This window comes from Piscicoccus intestinalis NBRC 104926 (assembly GCF_001515525.1).
GTDB classification, from domain to species: Bacteria; Actinomycetota; Actinomycetes; order Actinomycetales; family Dermatophilaceae; genus Kineosphaera; species Kineosphaera intestinalis.
On record NZ_BCNQ01000041.1, the window covers coordinates 1 to 16,962 of the forward strand.

The 16,962-nt window shown below is 71.8% G+C and carries 10 protein-coding genes and 1 pseudogene; 6 read left to right on the top strand and 5 right to left on the bottom strand.

The features are described 5' to 3' along the window. Window positions 1-476, top strand: a pseudogene (locus tag PINTE_RS23180) (hypothetical protein); the annotation flags it as partial. Here PINTE_RS23180 and PINTE_RS08575 read toward each other — a convergent pair. Then, window positions 445-1,839, bottom strand: a complete 1,395-nt coding sequence (locus PINTE_RS08575; RefSeq protein ID WP_245642869.1) for a DUF445 domain-containing protein — start codon at window positions 1,837-1,839, stop codon at window positions 445-447. The pseudogene PINTE_RS23180 and the gene PINTE_RS08575 sit on opposite strands and share 32 nt — an antisense overlap. A gap of 76 nt (window positions 1,840-1,915) precedes the next feature. On the opposite strand from PINTE_RS08575, the gene PINTE_RS08580 reads away from it, so the two are divergent. After that, window positions 1,916-3,430, top strand: coding sequence for an FUSC family protein (locus PINTE_RS08580; protein ID WP_084343383.1), 1,515 nt, complete (start codon window positions 1,916-1,918; stop codon window positions 3,428-3,430). A gap of 285 nt (window positions 3,431-3,715) precedes the next feature. Here PINTE_RS08580 and PINTE_RS08585 read toward each other — a convergent pair whose 3' ends face one another. Continuing rightward, window positions 3,716-4,438 (bottom strand): DUF6308 family protein, encoded by a 723-nt coding sequence (locus tag PINTE_RS08585; protein WP_068428734.1) that lies wholly within the window; start codon window positions 4,436-4,438, stop codon window positions 3,716-3,718. 181 nt (window positions 4,439-4,619) lie between these two features. Continuing rightward, window positions 4,620-6,260, bottom strand: a complete 1,641-nt coding sequence (locus tag PINTE_RS08590; protein ID WP_068428736.1) for a malectin domain-containing carbohydrate-binding protein — start codon at window positions 6,258-6,260, stop codon at window positions 4,620-4,622. A 599-nt stretch (window positions 6,261-6,859) separates the two neighbouring features. Here PINTE_RS08590 and PINTE_RS08595 point away from each other — a divergent pair. After that, a complete protein-coding gene (locus PINTE_RS08595) occupies window positions 6,860-7,897 on the top strand; it encodes a glycosyltransferase family 2 protein (RefSeq protein WP_068428738.1) in 1,038 nt (345 codons plus the stop codon). Window positions 7,898-7,974: 77 nt separating this feature from the next. On the opposite strand, the gene PINTE_RS08600 is transcribed toward PINTE_RS08595, so the two are convergent. Next, window positions 7,975-10,197: a glycosyltransferase gene (locus PINTE_RS08600; RefSeq protein WP_245642870.1), complete on the bottom strand. Its 2,223-nt coding sequence runs from the start codon at window positions 10,195-10,197 to the stop codon at window positions 7,975-7,977. 804 nt (window positions 10,198-11,001) lie between these two features. Here PINTE_RS08600 and PINTE_RS08605 point away from each other — a divergent pair. Next, window positions 11,002-12,447, top strand: coding sequence for a sugar transferase (locus PINTE_RS08605; RefSeq protein ID WP_068428743.1), 1,446 nt, complete (start codon window positions 11,002-11,004; stop codon window positions 12,445-12,447). A gap of 144 nt (window positions 12,448-12,591) precedes the next feature. Here PINTE_RS08605 and PINTE_RS08610 read toward each other — a convergent pair whose 3' ends face one another. After that, window positions 12,592-13,848: a CapA family protein gene (locus tag PINTE_RS08610; RefSeq protein ID WP_068428746.1), complete on the bottom strand. Its 1,257-nt coding sequence runs from the start codon at window positions 13,846-13,848 to the stop codon at window positions 12,592-12,594. A 297-nt stretch (window positions 13,849-14,145) separates the two neighbouring features. On the opposite strand from PINTE_RS08610, the gene PINTE_RS24255 reads away from it, so the two are divergent. Together PINTE_RS24255 and PINTE_RS08620 are read left to right on the top strand one after the other, a co-directional pair. Further along, complete coding sequence (locus PINTE_RS24255; protein ID WP_281178847.1) at window positions 14,146-15,159, top strand: alpha/beta fold hydrolase; 1,014 nt, start codon at window positions 14,146-14,148, stop codon at window positions 15,157-15,159. Window positions 15,160-15,300: 141 nt separating this feature from the next. Continuing rightward, window positions 15,301-16,956 carry an MFS transporter gene (locus PINTE_RS08620; RefSeq protein WP_217996542.1) on the top strand — a complete coding sequence of 552 codons (1,656 nt, stop codon included), beginning with the start codon at window positions 15,301-15,303 and terminating at the stop codon, window positions 16,954-16,956. Window positions 16,957-16,962: the final 6 nt, after the last annotated feature.

Consider the following 16,962-nt stretch of genomic DNA (forward strand, 5'->3'; position numbering starts at 1 on the left):
GTCAGGTCTCCGCGCTGAGCCGGGCCGGGCACGGGCTCCTGGAGGCGACGGTGCTCGCGCCCGCGCGCGCCGCGCTGGGCCGCCCGAGCGTCGCGATCTGCGCCGGGCCGCAGGCGCTGCCCGCCGAGGTGCTCGACGCCTACTTCGGCGCCGGGATCGTCGTCTACCAGGCGTGGACGCCGCCGCAGGCGTTCGGGCCGCTGACCGCCAACGCGCCCGACCGGGTGCGCTTCGGCACCCTCGGCACCCCGCTGGAGTCGGTGCGGCTCGAACCCGTCGCGCCCACCGCAACCACCGCCACCTCCGAGCCAGGGTGGGTGGAGGCGAGCGCGCCGTGGCTGGCGGCACCGGCCCGGCTCCCGGGGCGACTCGACGCCGACGGCTACCTCGTGCCTGGCTCCCCGGAGGACTCCCCCGACGCGTCGCCTGCGGCGGGCCGGCCGGCTACGCGGCCAGCTGCGACAGGGCGTGGATGATCAGACCCGCGAGGCCACCGACGATCGTGCCGTTGATGCGGATGAACTGCAGGTCTCGGCCCACGTGCAGCTCGATGCGCTGGGCCGCCTCCTTGCCGTCCCAGCGGGCGATGACCTGCGAGATCACCGGGGCCAGCTCGCGACCGTAGGTCGAGACGACCGAGGCGATGATGTCGCCGACGCGCCCGTCGACCCGGCCCCGCAGCGTCTCGTCGTCGACGAGGCGGCGCCCGAAGCTCACCGACTCCTCGACGAGGCGGCGGCGCACCTGCCCGTCCTCGTCCTGCAGGGAGCGCAGCAGCGCCGAGCGCAGCACCTCCCAGATCGCGAGCACCGTGTCGGTGGTCTGCGGGTGGCCCAGCAGCACCTCCTTGGCGGACTCGGCCTTGGCCATCGTGATCGGGTCTTCCTGCAGGTCACGGGCCAGATCGCCGACGAGCTCGTCGATGGCGACCCGGACGCTGTGGTAGGGGTTGTCGCGCACGTCGCGCACCCAGCGCACGGCCTCGGTGTGGGCCCGGTCGCTGACGATGTCGTTGACCCAGCTCGGCGCCCACGTCGGGGCCCGCTCGGTGATGATCGCCATGAACGTGCGCGGGTTGTCGAGCAGCCACGTGTGGGCCTCCCCGACGACGATGTCGACGAGCCGCTGATGGATGCGGTCGGCGGCGATGTGTTCGAGCAGCAGCCCGGCGAGCGGGCTGACGGGCTCGGCGGCCACCCGCGGCAGCAGCGAGCCCTCGACGAGCTCGCGGATGTCGTCCTCGCGGACGTGCTCGACGCCGCGGCCGAGCATGCGGGAGACCTCGGTGACGAGCTTCTCGCTGTGGCCGCGGTCGCTGAGCCACTGCCCGGCGCGCACGCTGGCCCCGGAGGCCAGATAGCGTTCGCGGGCCGCGTCGCCGGTGAGGAAGTGCCCGACGACGAAGTCCTCCAGGCTCTTGGCGAACACGTCCTTCTTGCGCGGCACGAGCGCGGTGTGCGGGATCGGGATGCCCAGCGGGTGACGGAACAGGGCCGTGACCGCGAACCAGTCGGCGATCGCGCCCACCATCGCGGCCTCGGCCGTCGCGTTGACGTAACCCCACACGCCGCCGCGGTGCAGGGTGGCGACGAAGACGACGGCCGCGACCCCGAGCAGCGAGGTCGCGATGATCCGCATCCGGCGCAGGGCGGCGGCCCGCGCGGCGTCGGCCTCCGACAGGCCCATCGGCGTGCTCGACCCACCCGACGGCCCACCCGGCGACCCGCCTGCCGGACCACCGGAGGAACCACCGGAGGGACCACCTGGCGAGCCGGCGCCCCCGTCGGGAGGCGGGGCGCCCGCCGACCGGCCCGCACCCGTCGTCGTCGTGGAACTCATGCGCCGATTCTCCCCCGCCGCAGCGGAGGGCACCTAGTCGGGCCGCGCGCGGCCCTGCGCGTGCCATCCTGGAGCGGTGCCGGGCACCGGACTACGCCGTCTGCGCCGACTGTGGGCGTCACCGCATCGTCGACGCCTCGTCAGTTCACGCCTCGACGGCCTGCTCAACCGCGTGCGGCCGTACGCGACGCGGATCACGCGGCTGACGGTGGCGGCCGTGCTCGCGTACCTGCTGGCGCAGGCGATCAGCCCCGGCAACAACGACCTCACCGGCCCGCTGACCGCGCTGCTCGTCGTGCAGGCGAGCGCGACCGGCTCGCTGCAACAAGGGCGCTGGCGGGTCATGGCGGTGCTCACCGGGGTGCTCGTCGCGACCGTCGTCTCCAGCTGGGTGGGCCTGACGTGGTGGAGCCTCGGGCTCGTCATCGGCGCGGCCCTCACGCTCGGGCACCTCATGAAGCTCGGCGACCACATCCTCGAGACCCCGATCAGCGCCATGCTCATCCTCGGCGCCGCCCAACACGGGTCCGCCGGCGCGACCCGCGTCGGCTACACCCTCATCGGCGCCGCGGTCGGCATGGCGTTCACCCTCGCGTTCCCGCCGCCGGTGCGCCTCGACAGCGCGGCCCGCTCCGTCGAGGAGGTCGCCACGGGGGCCGCGCGGGTGCTGCACACCGCGGGCGAGGAGCTCGAACACGGCGTGGACCGCCTCCGGGTCGAGGCGTGGCTGCACGACATCCACGCCCTGCTGCCGCTGGTGAGCCGGGCCGAGGCGGCCATCGCCGAGGCCCGCGACACCCGCCGGCTCAACACGCGGGCGCTCGTGCACGTCGACGCGCTGCCGGTGCTGCAGCACGGGGTGTCGGCCCTGGACCGCACGATCATCGCGGTGCGCCAGACCCTGCTCGCCCTGCAGCAGGAGGCGCCGCTGCTCGACGAGCCGCAGGACGAGTACGACGTCGAGTTGCGCCGCGCCCTCGCCGTGGTGCTCGCCGACATGGGCGACTGCATCACGGCGTTCGGCAACCTCACCGTCTCCGAGGCCCGCGGGCGCGACGCCGAGGCGGAGGCGGCGCTGACGCGAACCCTGGAGATCCTCAAGGAGACCCGGGCGATGCTCACCGAGCTGTTGCTCGTCGACCCCGGCGACGACACCTCGGCGTGGCTCATGCACGGCTCGATCCTGTCCGGCATCGAGGCCGTGCTCACCGAGCTCGACGTGCAGGCCCGGGTGCGCCGCCCCGACACCGGCGCGATCCCGCTGCGTCCCCTGTTGGAGCGGCCGAACGAGGTGATGTCGCGGCTGCTGCTGGACAATCAGGGCTGGGCGCCGACGACCCCGGCGGGTTCGGGGCGGTACATGCCGACGTTCAACCCGTGGATGGACACCGGCACGATGGAGATCCTGTCCGGGCCGCCGACCGGCGAGTACCCGACCAGCCCCATCGTGCTGCCCGACCGGCACCCGCAGGCGCATCGGCAACCCGGCCGCCCCGGGGCCCGCCCCACGCACCCCGAGCGCCCCGAACGTCCCGAGCGCCGCGAACAGGGCGAGCCGCCGCGCCGCCGGGGCGCGGAGGCCTCCGAGTAGGGCGGATCGCGGCGATCCGCGGGGTTCGGCCGGCGCTTCGCGCCCGCCCCGACGCGGGGCACCCGCGCTCGATTCGCCATAACGACGATCGCTTCGAGGCACTCCTCAGCGTCGTCGCAGGTCAACGCCCTGTGGGTCCGTCGAGGGGCTCATCGGGATCGTCGATATGGCGAATTCCTCGGCGAGCCCGCCACGTGGGCGACCGCCGATCGCCTCGACCACCGCGGGCACGACGAACCCGCCCGGCGCGGGGCCGAGCGGGTTCGCGGGGTGAGCTGAGAGCCGTCAGTTGTGCGCGGCGGGGGCGTGCATCCAGACGATGACCTCGAGGTGGCGCAGCAGGTGTCCGGGGTCGCCGACGTCTACGCCGGGGGCCTCGGCGGCGCGCTCGACGATCCGGGCGACGTCGTCACGCAGCTGCGCGTCGCTGAGCACGTGGTGGAACACCTGCCAGTCGACCTGGTAGCGCGAGGGCCACATGCCCAGGTAGCGGATCGTGCCTTCGGCGCGCAGCGGAAACAGGTTCGGGCGCTTGCGGGCGCACAGCTTGGCGGCGGGAGCCCAGTTCTGCTGGTACCGGTCGACCGGAGGCGGTACGAGGGCGCGCAGGGTCGTGTACAGCTGGTCCATGGCCAGCACGAGGTCGGCGTCGGCCTCCTGCAGACGCGCGTCGACCGGCAGCCGCTGCGGGTCGAGCAGTTCGCGCACGGTGTCGTGCGCCGACCCCCCCTCGAGCAGGGCGCGCACCATCGACGGCTCGGTGCGGGTGTCCATCATGGCCACGGCGAGCAGGTCCCGCTCGGTGATGCGACCGGGATCGGGGTCGCCCAGGCTGTTGAAGGTGGCGCCCGGGTAGTTGCTGTCGCGGCTGTAGTAGCGGGCCACGCGCTCGGTGGCGCGCGGATCGCGCACCGCGGTGCGGATCCGCTCGAGGGCCGGCCCGTAGAAGGCATCTGCGTTGCGCCATCCCGACGGCACCGGGAGGTGGCTCAGGGCGATCGTCGACATCTGTGCGGCTCCTTCGACCGGCGGCGCCAGTGACCGATCGCCACCCACCGCCACTGAATGTTGCTCCCACCGTATCCGTCTGGGCACTTCACCACGCAGTGTTTGATCCTTGAATCCGCGGGCGCCCGCGCCGAGCGGCGGGTGCGGGCGAAGGGCCCGCACCCGCCGCGGCGGCCCCTTCCTATCGGGCGACCAGCAGGGACATCCAGCGTTTGTACTCCGCCGACGCCTTCGGGTTGTGGCTGAACAGCGCCGAGCGAATGTACGAGGCGGACTCATCGAAGTAGCTCTCGTAGCCGATCCACTGCTGATTGGCCTTCAGCCAGCCGTAGACGAAGTTGATGTACGTCGGGTTGTCGCCGCCGCTGGCGTCGTTGGCGGGCGCGACTCCCCACTCGGGGAGCACGAACTTCTTGCCGCGCGCCTTGGCGAAGTTCAACCAGAAGTTCCACCCGTACTCCGCGTCGCGGTGCCGGGCGATGTTGGCGGCGGTGGTGTACCCCGGCCACCAGTCGTAGGCGTCCATGCCGATGAAGTCGACGTAGGCGTCGCCCGGGTAGAAGATCCGGGCGTCCTTGGTGCCCGTCTGGCCCGGCCCTTCGTTGACCACCCATGCGATGCGAAGGTTTTTGCCGCCCTTGCGGATCGCGGTGACGGCGTGCCGGTACGCGGTCTTCCACTGCTCGGCGCTGCCGGGGTAGGCGGCGTGTTTCCAGCCGGGCAGGTTCATCTCCCAGCCGAGCCGGATGTACGCGTTCGGGTAGCGGCTCGCGATGAGCCGGCCGAAGCGTTCCCACTGGGCGTTGTACCCGCCGCGGGTGGCCGTCGACAGGTTGCCGTCGTCCGGCCACAGCGGCACGCCGACGTCGAGGGTGCCCTGGTACCCCGCGGGGATCCGCGCGGAGTCCATGAACCAGGCGCCGAGCATCGCGTCCCACGACTCGCGCGCGGGGAACACGGTGATGACGTCGGCCTTCTTGCCGCGGGCCCGCTCGAAGCTCGTGAGCCGGTCGGCCTTGTGCATCGGAAAGCTGCCGGAGTCAAAGATCAGGCCGCTCGGTCGCTTCGTGGCCGGAGTCGCTGGGCTCGATGGGCTGGGAGCCGGGGCCGGAGTCGTCGGAGCCGGCGTGGTCGGGGCAGGCGTAGGAGCCGGATTCGTCGGAGCCGGATTCGTCGGCGCCGGCGTGGACCCGGAGACGACCTGGTTGACCTTGATCGCGGAGACGAGTGCGCTGTCCTTCTTGTTGCGCACCGCGAGGTCGAGGCGGCCGTCGCGGACGTCGACCTGGAAGGTGCGGTCGTAGGCGCGACGCTGACCGACCGCGGCGTAGATATCCACGTCGGTCAGCTTGGTCTGGCCCTCCGCGAGCACGTCGAAGACACGCTGGCCGGGCTTGGTCCACCACGCCTCGCGCATCTTCAACGTGACGATGTAGGTGCCGTTGGCCACCGGCCGGCTCCAGCGGTTGAACCGCACGAGCTCGGCCCGGTAGAGGTCGTCGTCGCGGGTGCCGAGGATGTCGACGTTGCTGCCGTAGCTGCGGGAGTAGGCCCCGCCGTCGAATCCGGATCGGGCGGACCAGGTGTTGCCGGCGGTGTCTTTGATCGGCGTCGGCTCCATGACGACGCGCGCGGCGACCTTGGTCGTGACCGCCGCCGGTTGCGCCGCGGGGTGCGCCTGAACGGGCGCCTGAACAGGAGACAGTGCCGGCGACCGAACGGACGACTGAGCCGGCGACTGGGCCGGAGACGGGGCCGCCGCGGCGGCCGGAACGGGCAGGACGGCAAGGGTGAGCGACGCGGACATGGCCGTCAGGGACATGGCGGCCGTGATCCTGCGCCCACCCGCTGGGTGGTGAGCACGCATATGGGGGGACTTTCGGACTGGGGGAGGAGGGGTGGGACGTTGAGTGAATCGACCCTTGCCACCCGCAAGTTGAGCCCTCCGCGCCAGCCCGCAGGAGTGGCATAGGTCACAATCGGAAGAACTCAGATGTCTGTTTCCATTTGGACGGACATGCCGTCGGCGAGGTGGGCGCTGGATCAGCGGGCCATCCGGGGGGATTCGCCGGCCCGCCTCCCCGGGCCGCGGCCCCACCGGACTCACACTCCCGGGCGGTGTTCACGATTCGAGACGAGCAAGACGTTCGCCCAGTTCACTGCCAGTAGCGAATTCGTCGTCGAGCCGGACCGCCGCCGCAGGCAGCCGCCGCCGCGGGGCGCAGGATGTCGTGATCGCGACAGTGACGCACTAGGCTGCAGCCCGACGCCTCTGCGCCCCGTGGTCTTGCGCCACCCCTCCGGGGCGGATGTGTGACCGTGTGCCGTCGTGGCGCGCCGCAGAGCGCTCAGCGGGACGTGATGTCTCGCGCCCGTGTCACCGCGCGTGGCATCCAGCCAGGTCAGAAAAGGTGGTCAGTCATGAGCGTGCTGGTCGTCATGCCCGCTCTCAACGAGGCGCCCTTCATCGCCACCGCGGTGGGGCAGCTCATGGATTCCGTGCACGACCTCGACATCACCCTTGTCGTGGCCGACGGAGGCAGCACCGACGGCACCCGCGGCATCGTGACCGACATGAGTCGACGCGACCCGCGCATCCGGCTCCTGGACAACCCGGGCCGCACCCAGTCGCGCGGCGTCAACCTCGCGGTGCAGCTGGCCGACGACGACGTCGACGTGGTCGTGCGCACCGACTGCCACGCCGAGTACCCCCCGGGATTCCTCCGGCGCGTCGTCGACGGGCTGCGCGCGCTGCGCGAGCAGAGCTGCGTGTCCGTCGTCGTGCCGATGGTCGCCGACGGTGAGACCGCCTTCCAGCACGCCGTCGCCGCCACCCAGAACAGCCTTCTCGGCAACGGCGGCTCGGCACATCGCCGGCTCGGCGAGTCCCGGTACGTCGACCACGGCCACCACGCGGCCTTCGATCGGCACGCGTTCGTGCGCGCCGGCGGGTACGACCCGCGGATGATGCACAACGAGGACGCCGAACTCGATGTGCGGCTCGTGCGCGGAGGCGGTCGCATCTTCCTCGACACCGGCGCGGCCATCACGTACTTCCCGCGCCGCAACTGGCGCACGCTGGCCCGGCAGCAGTACAACCACGGGCGCGGGCGGGCCTGGAACACCGTCAAGCACCGCACCCGACCGCGGGTGCGGCAGATCGCGCCGGCCGCCGTCACCGCGCTGAACGCAGCCTGCCTGCTGGCCGCGGGGCGCTCCCGCAGTACCCTCGTCGCGCCGCTGGCCTACGCCGGCGCCTGCGTGGCGGTCGGTGTCCGCACCGCCGCGCAGGAGCGGGATCGCCGGCTGCTGCTGATGGGCCCCATCGCGATGCTGACGCACCACGCCTGGGGCACCGGCTTTCTCGGGGGGCTCGTGCGCCACCCCGACTTCAACCAGGCGCCGGCCGTCGCCGCGACGGGCGCGCTGACCGGCACACCCGCGGTCCCCGCCGCCTGAGCGACGGAAACGTCCCGCTCGAAGCCGGCGGACGGACCACCCCGGGTTTCTCGCTACCGCAGGCCTCGACCGCCGGCTCAGACCGCCTGCAGCACGCCCGCGATCGGAGCGAGGGCGCGGTCCCAGCCGTAGCGGTCGAGCATCGCCTGCACGTCGGACTCGTCGAGCACCAGCGGCCCCTCGTCGAGGGCGCGGCGCACACCGTCGCAGAACGCCTGCGCGTCCTGCGGCGTCTGCAGGATGGCCCGCTCGGGCAGCCCGTCGAGGCCGGACGCGCCGACGACCGTCGACACGCTCGGCAGCGCGTAGGCCACGTATTCGAGCAGCTTGATGCGCGACCCGCCGCCCTCGAGGAGCGGGGCCACGCCGAGGCGGGCCCGGGCCAGCAGCGGCTCCATGCTCGGCACGTCGGCCTCGACCCGGGCGTGGCCCGCGGCCTCGACGCGCCGCACGAAGTCGGCGGAGGGGTTGCGCCCGGCGACGGTGAGCACGAGGTTCGGGCGCTCGGCGACGAGGTCGCGCCAGGCCTGCGACTCCAGCAGCCACAGGATGCCGTTGACATTGGGTCGCCAGTCGAGCGCGCCGGTGAACAGCAACTCGTCGGCGTTGATGCGGCCCTCGCGCTCCGCCTCCCGGCGCAGCGGACGGGTCGGCGGCGTCACGCCGTTGCGGGCGACGACAACCGCGTTGCCGTCGGTGTCGGCGGTGACCGCCTCCCCGTCGGCGGCGGTGCACACGACGGTCGGGCGCCGAGCTCCCACGCTCTTCTCGAGGTGACGAAGCAGCCGGGACTCGGCGAGCGCGGCGTAGTGCTGCCACCCGGTCTCGGCCTCGGCGCGCTGGTGCATGAGGTCGGACTCGACGTTGTGGGTGCTCAGCACGACCGGCAGGTCCGCCGGGAGCAGGCGCTCCACACCGAAGACGCAGGTGTGGTCGACGACGGCCGCGCGGAACGGGCCGAGCTGGTCGAGGGTCTCGCGCAGCCCGACGAGCAGGGGGCTGCCGCAGGTGCGGGGCGCGCCGATGCTGCGGTAGGTGAACACGGTGGCCGCGTCGGCAGCCAGGCTGCGCTCCGGCGCGGTGCGCAGCTGTTCGATGACGATCTGGCCGTCGGCATCGCGACGGGCCCCGTGCACACCCTTGGGGTGCACGACGACGACGTTGCCGTGGCCGGCGAGCCAGCGCACCATCGCCAGCGTGCGCAACATGCCACCGGAGGTCGCCGGCAGACCGAACTCCTTGGTGACGAACAGGAACGGGGCGGCGGAGCCGCCGACCTCGTCGTTGTGCTCCGGCTCGGTCGACTCGAACCGCTCCCGCGCCACCTCGACTCCCCCGACGTACGCGGTGCGTTCCAGGAGGCCGCCGATGTAAGCCCGGTACTGGGCCGCGAGGTCGTCGTTGCCCTGCAACCGGCGCTGCGCGGACCGCAGCGCGTAGCCCAGCGCCATCGAGCCGCGCATCGTCTTGGCCGCCACGCCGCCGTGGTACCGCTCGACGTAGTTGGCGAAGGAGGCGCCGCGCAGGCGCAGCATCTCCTTCGAGGGCGCCCCGGAGCCACCCGCGCCGTGCGGCACGACGATGTCGGCGCGCAACACCTGGCGCAGGCCCGCCTCCCGGGCGCGACGGCCGAACGACATGTCCTCGTTGTAGACGAAGAACGACTCGTCGAAGCCGCCGAGCTCGCGGAACGTCTGCGCGCGCACGACCATGCACGCACCGGTCGTCCACTCCAGGTCGAGCTGCTCCCCGAGTTGGGGCTTGGCGTAGATGCCGGCCGTCGGCATCCGCTTGTGCAGGCCGAAGGCGAACACGGCGGTACGGGCGATGCTGGGCTCCCACCCACCGACGCCGATCTCCACGTCGCCGTCGTGCCCGGTCACCGTCGCGGCGTGCGAGGCCGCGTCGGAGTCGGCGGCCAGGCCGCTCGCGAGGGCCAGCAGGTCGTCGGCGGTCGGGCGCGAGTCGGGGTTGACGAACGCGACGAACCGCGCCTCGCTGGTGAAGGCGCCGAGGTTCGCGGCACGCGCGAAGCCTTGACCGCCTCCGTCGAGGTATCGCACGTGCGGCATCGCGTGGTCCAGCTCGTGCAGGTCGTCGGCGCCGCCGGAGTTGTCGACGACGGCCACCTGCACCTGCGGGCCCCACAGCTGCAGCAGGGCCTCGACGTGGGGGCGACTGCGGTAGCTGACGAGCACGACCTCGATGTCGGACAGTTCGACCTGCCCTGCCTCGGTCACGTCCTGTGTCTCCTGACGATGCTCGGTGGTGGCCTCGGTCGGCCGGATGGATGTTGTCACTGTGCCATTCCCCCCATGTCCACGGCTGTCCACGGCGGGTCGCACCGGTCCCGGGCGACCTGTCGCGCCTGTCGCGGTCGTGCTCGTCGTTCGTCCCCCGCCCCCGGGGTCGAACGCGCGCTTGCTCGATTGCGTCCTTTTCTTGCGTCGGTCGACGGCCTGCGAGCGGAGGGCGACCGCGCGGACCACGCCCCGCCTCGAACCCGGCGATCCCGAGCGGCGGACCGCCAGGGCGCCCAGGTGGCCGGATGGTGCGCTCCTCGCGCCTACCCCGCACGTCGGCACCGGCCGTGCAGACCTTCGGCGACGATACCCCGCGACCCACGCGAACGACGAACCACAGGGGTGCAACACGCAGTGCGGTGGGGCACTGCATCGGGGCCTGCAGCGCCTCCCCGAACCCAGAGCTTGAACGTGTTAGGTTTCGACGGCATGCCGCTCACAGACCGGTGTCCAAGCTCGGTATGATGTGTGAATTCCGTTAGGGCACAACACGATGGCTTTCCTGGCGTGACGTGACCACCAGTCAGTGTCTAGACTCTGGTCTGTCGTCCAAGTCAGCCGTTCGGTTCAAGGGTGCAACGGAAGCAGGACGGCAGTGGGGTTTCGGGGGCTACGACACACATCGCTTCGGCGAGCGCGTCGTAGTGGTTTTTTTCGTTATCTGGGAGGGGACTTCTCTTGTCTATTCACGAACGAGAGGCTGCTCGGGAGGAGCGACACGCACGCCGTGTCGAGCGCCCGCGCGTCGCAACTCGCTCGACGACGTCGCTGAGGGGAGCGACGTCGCTGTCCGCGCCGTCCATGGACGGCGACATCTTCAGCCACGCGCCGCGCACCGGCACGTGGTCTGACAAGTACACGCACCGACTGCTCGGCCTGGACTTCCTGGTCGGCGCGGTCGTCGTGACGCTGGCGCTCGTGCTGGGCCCGGCTCGCGAGGACGTCGGCAGCGGCTACATCATGGCCAGCCTGGCGATGCCGTTCGTGTGGGTCGCGATGCTGGCGCTGTCGCGCGCCTACGAGCGTCGGTATCTGGGCGTCTCCGACGAGGAGTACCGCGCGGTGGCGCGGGCGACCGTCACCTTGCTCGGCGTGCTGGCCGTGGCCGGCATGTTCGTCAAGGTGCAGTGGAGCCGCATGTACGTCATCACGCTGATCGTCGGGCTCTTCGCCCTCGGCGTGCTCGCCCGGCGGCTCATGCGGCACTGGCTGCACGCGCTGCGCCGCAACGGTCGGCTCATGCAGCGCACGGTCGTCGTCGGCCGGGCCGACGCGGTCGCCGAGCTGATCCGCAACATCAAGAGCTCCCCCGACCAGGGCATGGAGCCGGTCGCGGTGTGCACCTCGGCGATGGATGCTCGCGACTCGGAGTGGAACTCCACGACCGACATCGAGAACGTGCCGGTCATGGGTTCGCCGCTGGAGGCGATCTCCGCCGTCGACCTGGTCGACGCCGAGGTCGTCGTGGTGACCTCGCACCCGGAGCTCGCCGGCAAGCAGCTGCGCCGCCTCGCGTGGGCGCTGGAGGAGCGGGGCGTCGAGCTCGTCGTCTCCACCGGCCTCCTCGACGTCGCGGGCCCGCGCCTGTCGATCCGGCAGTCCACGGACATGTCGCTGCTGCACATCGAGCGCCCTGCGGCCACGCGCCGCTCGGTGATCCTCAAGAGCCTCATGGACCGCACGCTCGCCTTCTTCCTCATCCTCATGCTGTCGCCGCTGTTCATCGGGATCGCGCTCGCCATCAAGGTGACCGACCCGGGCCCGGTGATCTTCCGGCAGAAGCGGGTGGGTGTGCGCGGCGAGATGTTCACCATCTACAAGTTCCGCACGATGTGCGTCGACGCGGAGAAGAAGCTCGAGTCGCTGCTGCACATGTCCGACGGCAACGCCGTGCAGTTCAAGATGAAGCGCGACCCGCGCATCACCGGCATCGGCCACTTCCTGCGCAAGTACAGCCTCGACGAGCTGCCCCAGCTGTTCAACGTGCTGTTCGGCACGATGTCGCTGGTCGGACCGCGTCCGCAGAGCCAGGCCGAGGTCGAGCAGTACGAGCCCGACGCGATGCGCCGGCTGCACGTGCGCCCCGGCATGACCGGTCTGTGGCAGATCAGCGGCCGCAGCAACCTCGACTGGGAGCAGTCGATCCGGCTCGACCTGCGCTACGTCGACAACTGGTCGCCGATCGTCGACCTGCAGATCCTGTTCCGCACGTTCCGTGCGGTGGTCGCGGGATCCGGGGCGTACTGATTCGTTAGACCCGCGCAGGCTGCGGCCGGCGCAGGCACGACACACGCGAGAGGCGCTCAATCTGACCTGGGGTTCGGATTGAGCGCCTTTCGCGTATCCGGGGTCCCTTCCGGCGGCGGCCGCGCGTCGTGCTCAGCGGTCTGTTCAGCGGCCTTCGCGGGCTCCCTCGCGGGTCGCGCCGAGCGAGGTGACGACCTTGACGACGTTGGCGCGGGCCGCCTTGAGACGGGCCTGCTGCCCGCGAGCGAGGCGCGGGTCGGCCAGCGCCGCGGAGACGGGGGCGACCCGCACGGGCCGCCCCGCGGACTCGCGCAGGATGACCGTCGGCACATACTCCAAGGCGCTGACCTTCCACCGCGGTGAGCCGCTCAGCGGCGTGAACGTCACCCGCGCGGTGACCCCCTCGTACGTGCCGGAGCGGCTCGCGGCCTGATGGGCGACGGCGTTGCCGAGGCCGTACAACACCCAGGTGGAGCCGACCCGCTGGAACGGCTGCACCACGTGGGCGTGGTGGCCGTACACGAGGTCGAACTGGCCGGACCGGCTCAACGCGGTGGCGATGCTCTTCTGCTGAGCGGTCGGGGCGTTGCGGTACTCCTGCCCCCAGTGCAGGGCAGCGAGCACGACGTCGGCGCCGGCGGCGCGGGCCCGCTTCGCCTCGCCGATGAGGCGGGCCGGGTCGATGGTGCCGACGGCCCACGCCTTGTCGCGGGGCAACCGGAGCCCGTTGAGGCCGTAGGTGCCGCTGACGACCGCGACCCGCACACCCTTGACGGTCATGATCAGCGGCCGACGAGCCTGTTGCGCGGTGGCCCAACTGCCGGTGTGCGCCAGCCCGGCCGCGTCGAGCGCCCTCGTCGTGCGCGCCAACCCGGTGAAGGAGTCGTCGATCGTGTGATTGGAGGCGGTGGTGCACGCGTCGTAGCCGGCCCATGTCAGCGCCGGCAGGATCTGCGGCGGCACGGTGAACGACGGGTACCCGCGGAACGGGCCACCGGGTTTGCCGACGGGCGTCTCGAGGTGACAGATGGCCAGGTCGGCCCCGGACACGAGCGGGCGCATCGCCCCGATGAGGGGCCGGAAGTCATAGGGCCGCGCGCCGCTGCGTTTGCCGTCGGCGGCCGCAGTGCGCCACAGCGTCGGATGCAGCAGCATGTCTCCGTTGAGCACGACCGTGAACGCGGTGCGGGTGCGGGCCGCCGCCACCCCGGACGCTGCGTCACTCGACGGGCGCGTCGCACCAGATGCGTCGGTGGTCGAGGTCGTGGCCGGCGCGGCGGGCGTCTCACGGGCGATGTCCTCGACGCCGAGGAGGGTGGCGGCGGCACCCGCACCGATGACGACGGCCACGACGATGGCGGCGGCGCCCGCTCGGGCTCCGCGTCGGGTGGTGCCGGACATGGGACCTCCTCGCCGGACCTCTGTTCGATCACGGCCTCTGGCCTGTTCATCGGCCCGAGTGCCGACGGGCTGAGCGTCGCGAGGCGGTTGACTTGGCGGGTTCCCTTGACGTTCCTTTCGGTTCATCCGGTCGCAGGGTCGGGCGCGAGGTCCGGGTCGCCTCGGCGGGCACAATGGGCACGGGCGACCCCGAACTCGAGAGGCGGTTCCGATGGACGACTCAGCACGCCCGGGCTCGCGCGACGCAACACCACCAGACGCCGGCGGCGCCGCCGGGCGCAGGTGGAGGGGGATGCCGTGAGTGAGGTTCCGCTGGTTCCCCCGGGTGCGCGAGCGCAGTGCCTGTCGGTGCCCGGCGGAACGGTGCGCGTGCTGCGGGACCGGGCCAGCGGCGACGACGCCGCCACCCCCGACACCGGCGACGCCACGGACGACACCGGCGACGCCACGGACGACACCGGCGGGCCCCGGCCCGTGCCGGTGCTCCTCCTGCACGGCGGCGGCTCGGACTGCGCGGCGGTCTCCTGGTACGAGCTGTTCGAGACGATCGGCGGCTTCGGGCCGCCGGGCGGGCCGCGTGAGGACGCGCCTGCGCGCGCCGTCTACGCTCCCGACCTGCCCGGTTTCGGGCTCACGACGGTCTCCCCCGTCGGCGGCCCGGACCGGCAGGCGGCGTTCGTCGCCGACGTCGCGGACCGCCTCGGGGTGTCCCGGTGCGTGGTCGTCGGGGTGTCGATGGGCGGTGACGTGGCGCTCAATCTCGCGCTGGCCCGCCCCGATCTCGTGGCGGCGCTCGTGCTCATCGCGCCCGGTGGGCTGGTCCCGATTTTCCGCAATCGGCCGCTGCAGCTGCTCGCGTGGGCCGCGTCCCGGCTCCCGGAGCCGGTGCTGAACCCGCTGGTGCGGCTGGCCAACCGGCACATCGACGTGGCGCTGCGGTCGGTGGTTCGCGATGTCGGCTCCCTCCCGGAGCCGGTGCGGCGCGAGTTCGCGGCGCAGGCGCGTCGTCACCCCGAGGGCCTGGGGTACCGGCGCTACAACCAGGCGACGCTCGGCCCGACGGGGATGCGCAACAACCTGCTGCCGGTCGTGGCGCGCATCGCCGCGCCGACGTTGTTCTTCCACGGCCGCGACGACGGCCTCGTCGACCCGCGGGGTTCGGCCCAGGCGGCCCGCCGCATGCCGCACGCTCGGCTGGTGCTCGTGCCGGAGTGCGGGCACTGGGCACAGCTGGAGGCGAGCCGACGATTCGCCGCCGAACTGCAGCGGTTCTTCGGCGATCTGGCCGATCTGGGGCTCTTGGAGGGGTGACCTGCGCCGTCGGGCGGATCTGCAGCCCTCGCAGGTCAGCTTCTCGCGATCGCGCCGGCCTGTGACGCGGCTGAAAAACGACGGCGAAGACGTAACAATCAGCTCTGGTTTCGCCGTCGAACCAGACGCCACAGTGCCGCAATGGTCCTCGTTCACCAGGAGCCGCCCAGACGCTGGGAGGCCGACGACATCATCGTCACCGACCCGCCGGTGATCCGCCGCGCCATCGGCGCCGCGGCCATCGGCAACACCACCGAGTGGTACGACTTCGGCGTCTACGCCTTCTTCGAGCCCACCATCCAGAAGGTTTTCTTCTCCGACCTCGACCACACGACCGGGCTCATCGCGACGTTCGCGCTGTTCGCCGTCGCGTTCCTCGTGCGCCCGTTCGGCGGGCTGCTCTTCGGACCGCTGGCCGACCGCATCGGTCGCAACAAGGTGCTCGCCACGACGATGATCCTCATGGCGCTGGGCACGTTCGCCATCGGTTGCATCCCCAGCCCGCAGTCGATCGGCCTGTGGGCGCCGGTGCTGCTGCTGTGCGCTCGTCTCGTGCAGGGCTTCTCGACCGGCGGCGAGTACGGCAACGCGATGACGTTCATCGCCGAGTACGCTCCCGACCGGCACCGCGGATTCCTCGGCAGCTGCCTCGAATTCGGCACCTACGTCGGGTACCTCATGGGCGCGGCAGCGGTGACCCTCACCGGCTTCCTGTTCACCGACGAGCAGATGCTCGACTGGGGTTGGCGGGTGCCGTTCTTCGTGGCCCTGCCGCTCGGCCTCGTCGGCGTCTACATGCGCGCCAAGCTGGCCGACACCCCCGCCTTCGAGCAGATGGAGGCGGAGTCCGAGGCCCGCGAGAAGGAGTTGCGCACCCGCCACACGGCGCGCGACCTGCTGGCGCTGTGGCCGTTCGTGCTCGTGTGCATGGGCCTGGTCATCACGTGGAACGTGACGGCCTACATGCTCACCTCGTACGTGCCCACCTACGTCAGCTCGACGCTGCCGCACGCGACGGGCGGCGGGATCTCGCCACGCACCTCGGAGCTGCTGCAGATCGCCATCATGGCGATCGCGATGGTGACGATCCCGCTGGTCGGCCGCTACTCCGACCGGATCGGCCGCAAGCCGCTGCTGGTGGCGGGGTCGGTCATCATCTCCGTCGGCGCGTTCCCGATGTTCCTGCTCATGCAGGCCGACAGCGTCGGGTCGGTGTTCGCCGGGGCTGCTGCTCATGACCGCCGGCGCGGTGTGCTTCAGCGCCGCGATGCCCTCGACCCTGCCGTCGCTGTTCCCGACGCACCTGCGCGGCGCCGGCCTGTCGATCTCGTTCAACATCGCGGTCTCGCTGTTCGGCGGCACGACGTCGCTGATCTCGGGCTCGTTGGTGGCGGCGACGGGCAACCTCAACGCCCCGGCCTTCTACATGATCTTCGCCGGGGTCATCGGCCTCATCAGCGTCTGGCTGCTCTCGGAGCCCAACGGCCGCCGCATGTGGGGGTCGGCCCCGGCCGCCGTCGACCACGAGGAGGCCCGCGAGATCGTCGAGCGCCAGCACGAACCGGAGTTCGCGGCCCGACTCTGAGGGATCGCGCCGCAGACACGCGTGACCGCTACACGTCCCACCCCCGGCCATGCGCTCGTCCCCGACGGTGCGTCGGGGCTTCCCACACCGGTGCCACCCACCGACTCCCCGTCCGAGCGGCGACACCCGTGACGGAGGACAAGTCCCCGGCCCGCCGCAGGCGGACCGGGGACCTCGTCGTTCCGGTGTCGCTCACGGCGCGCAGGCCGTGAGCGCCG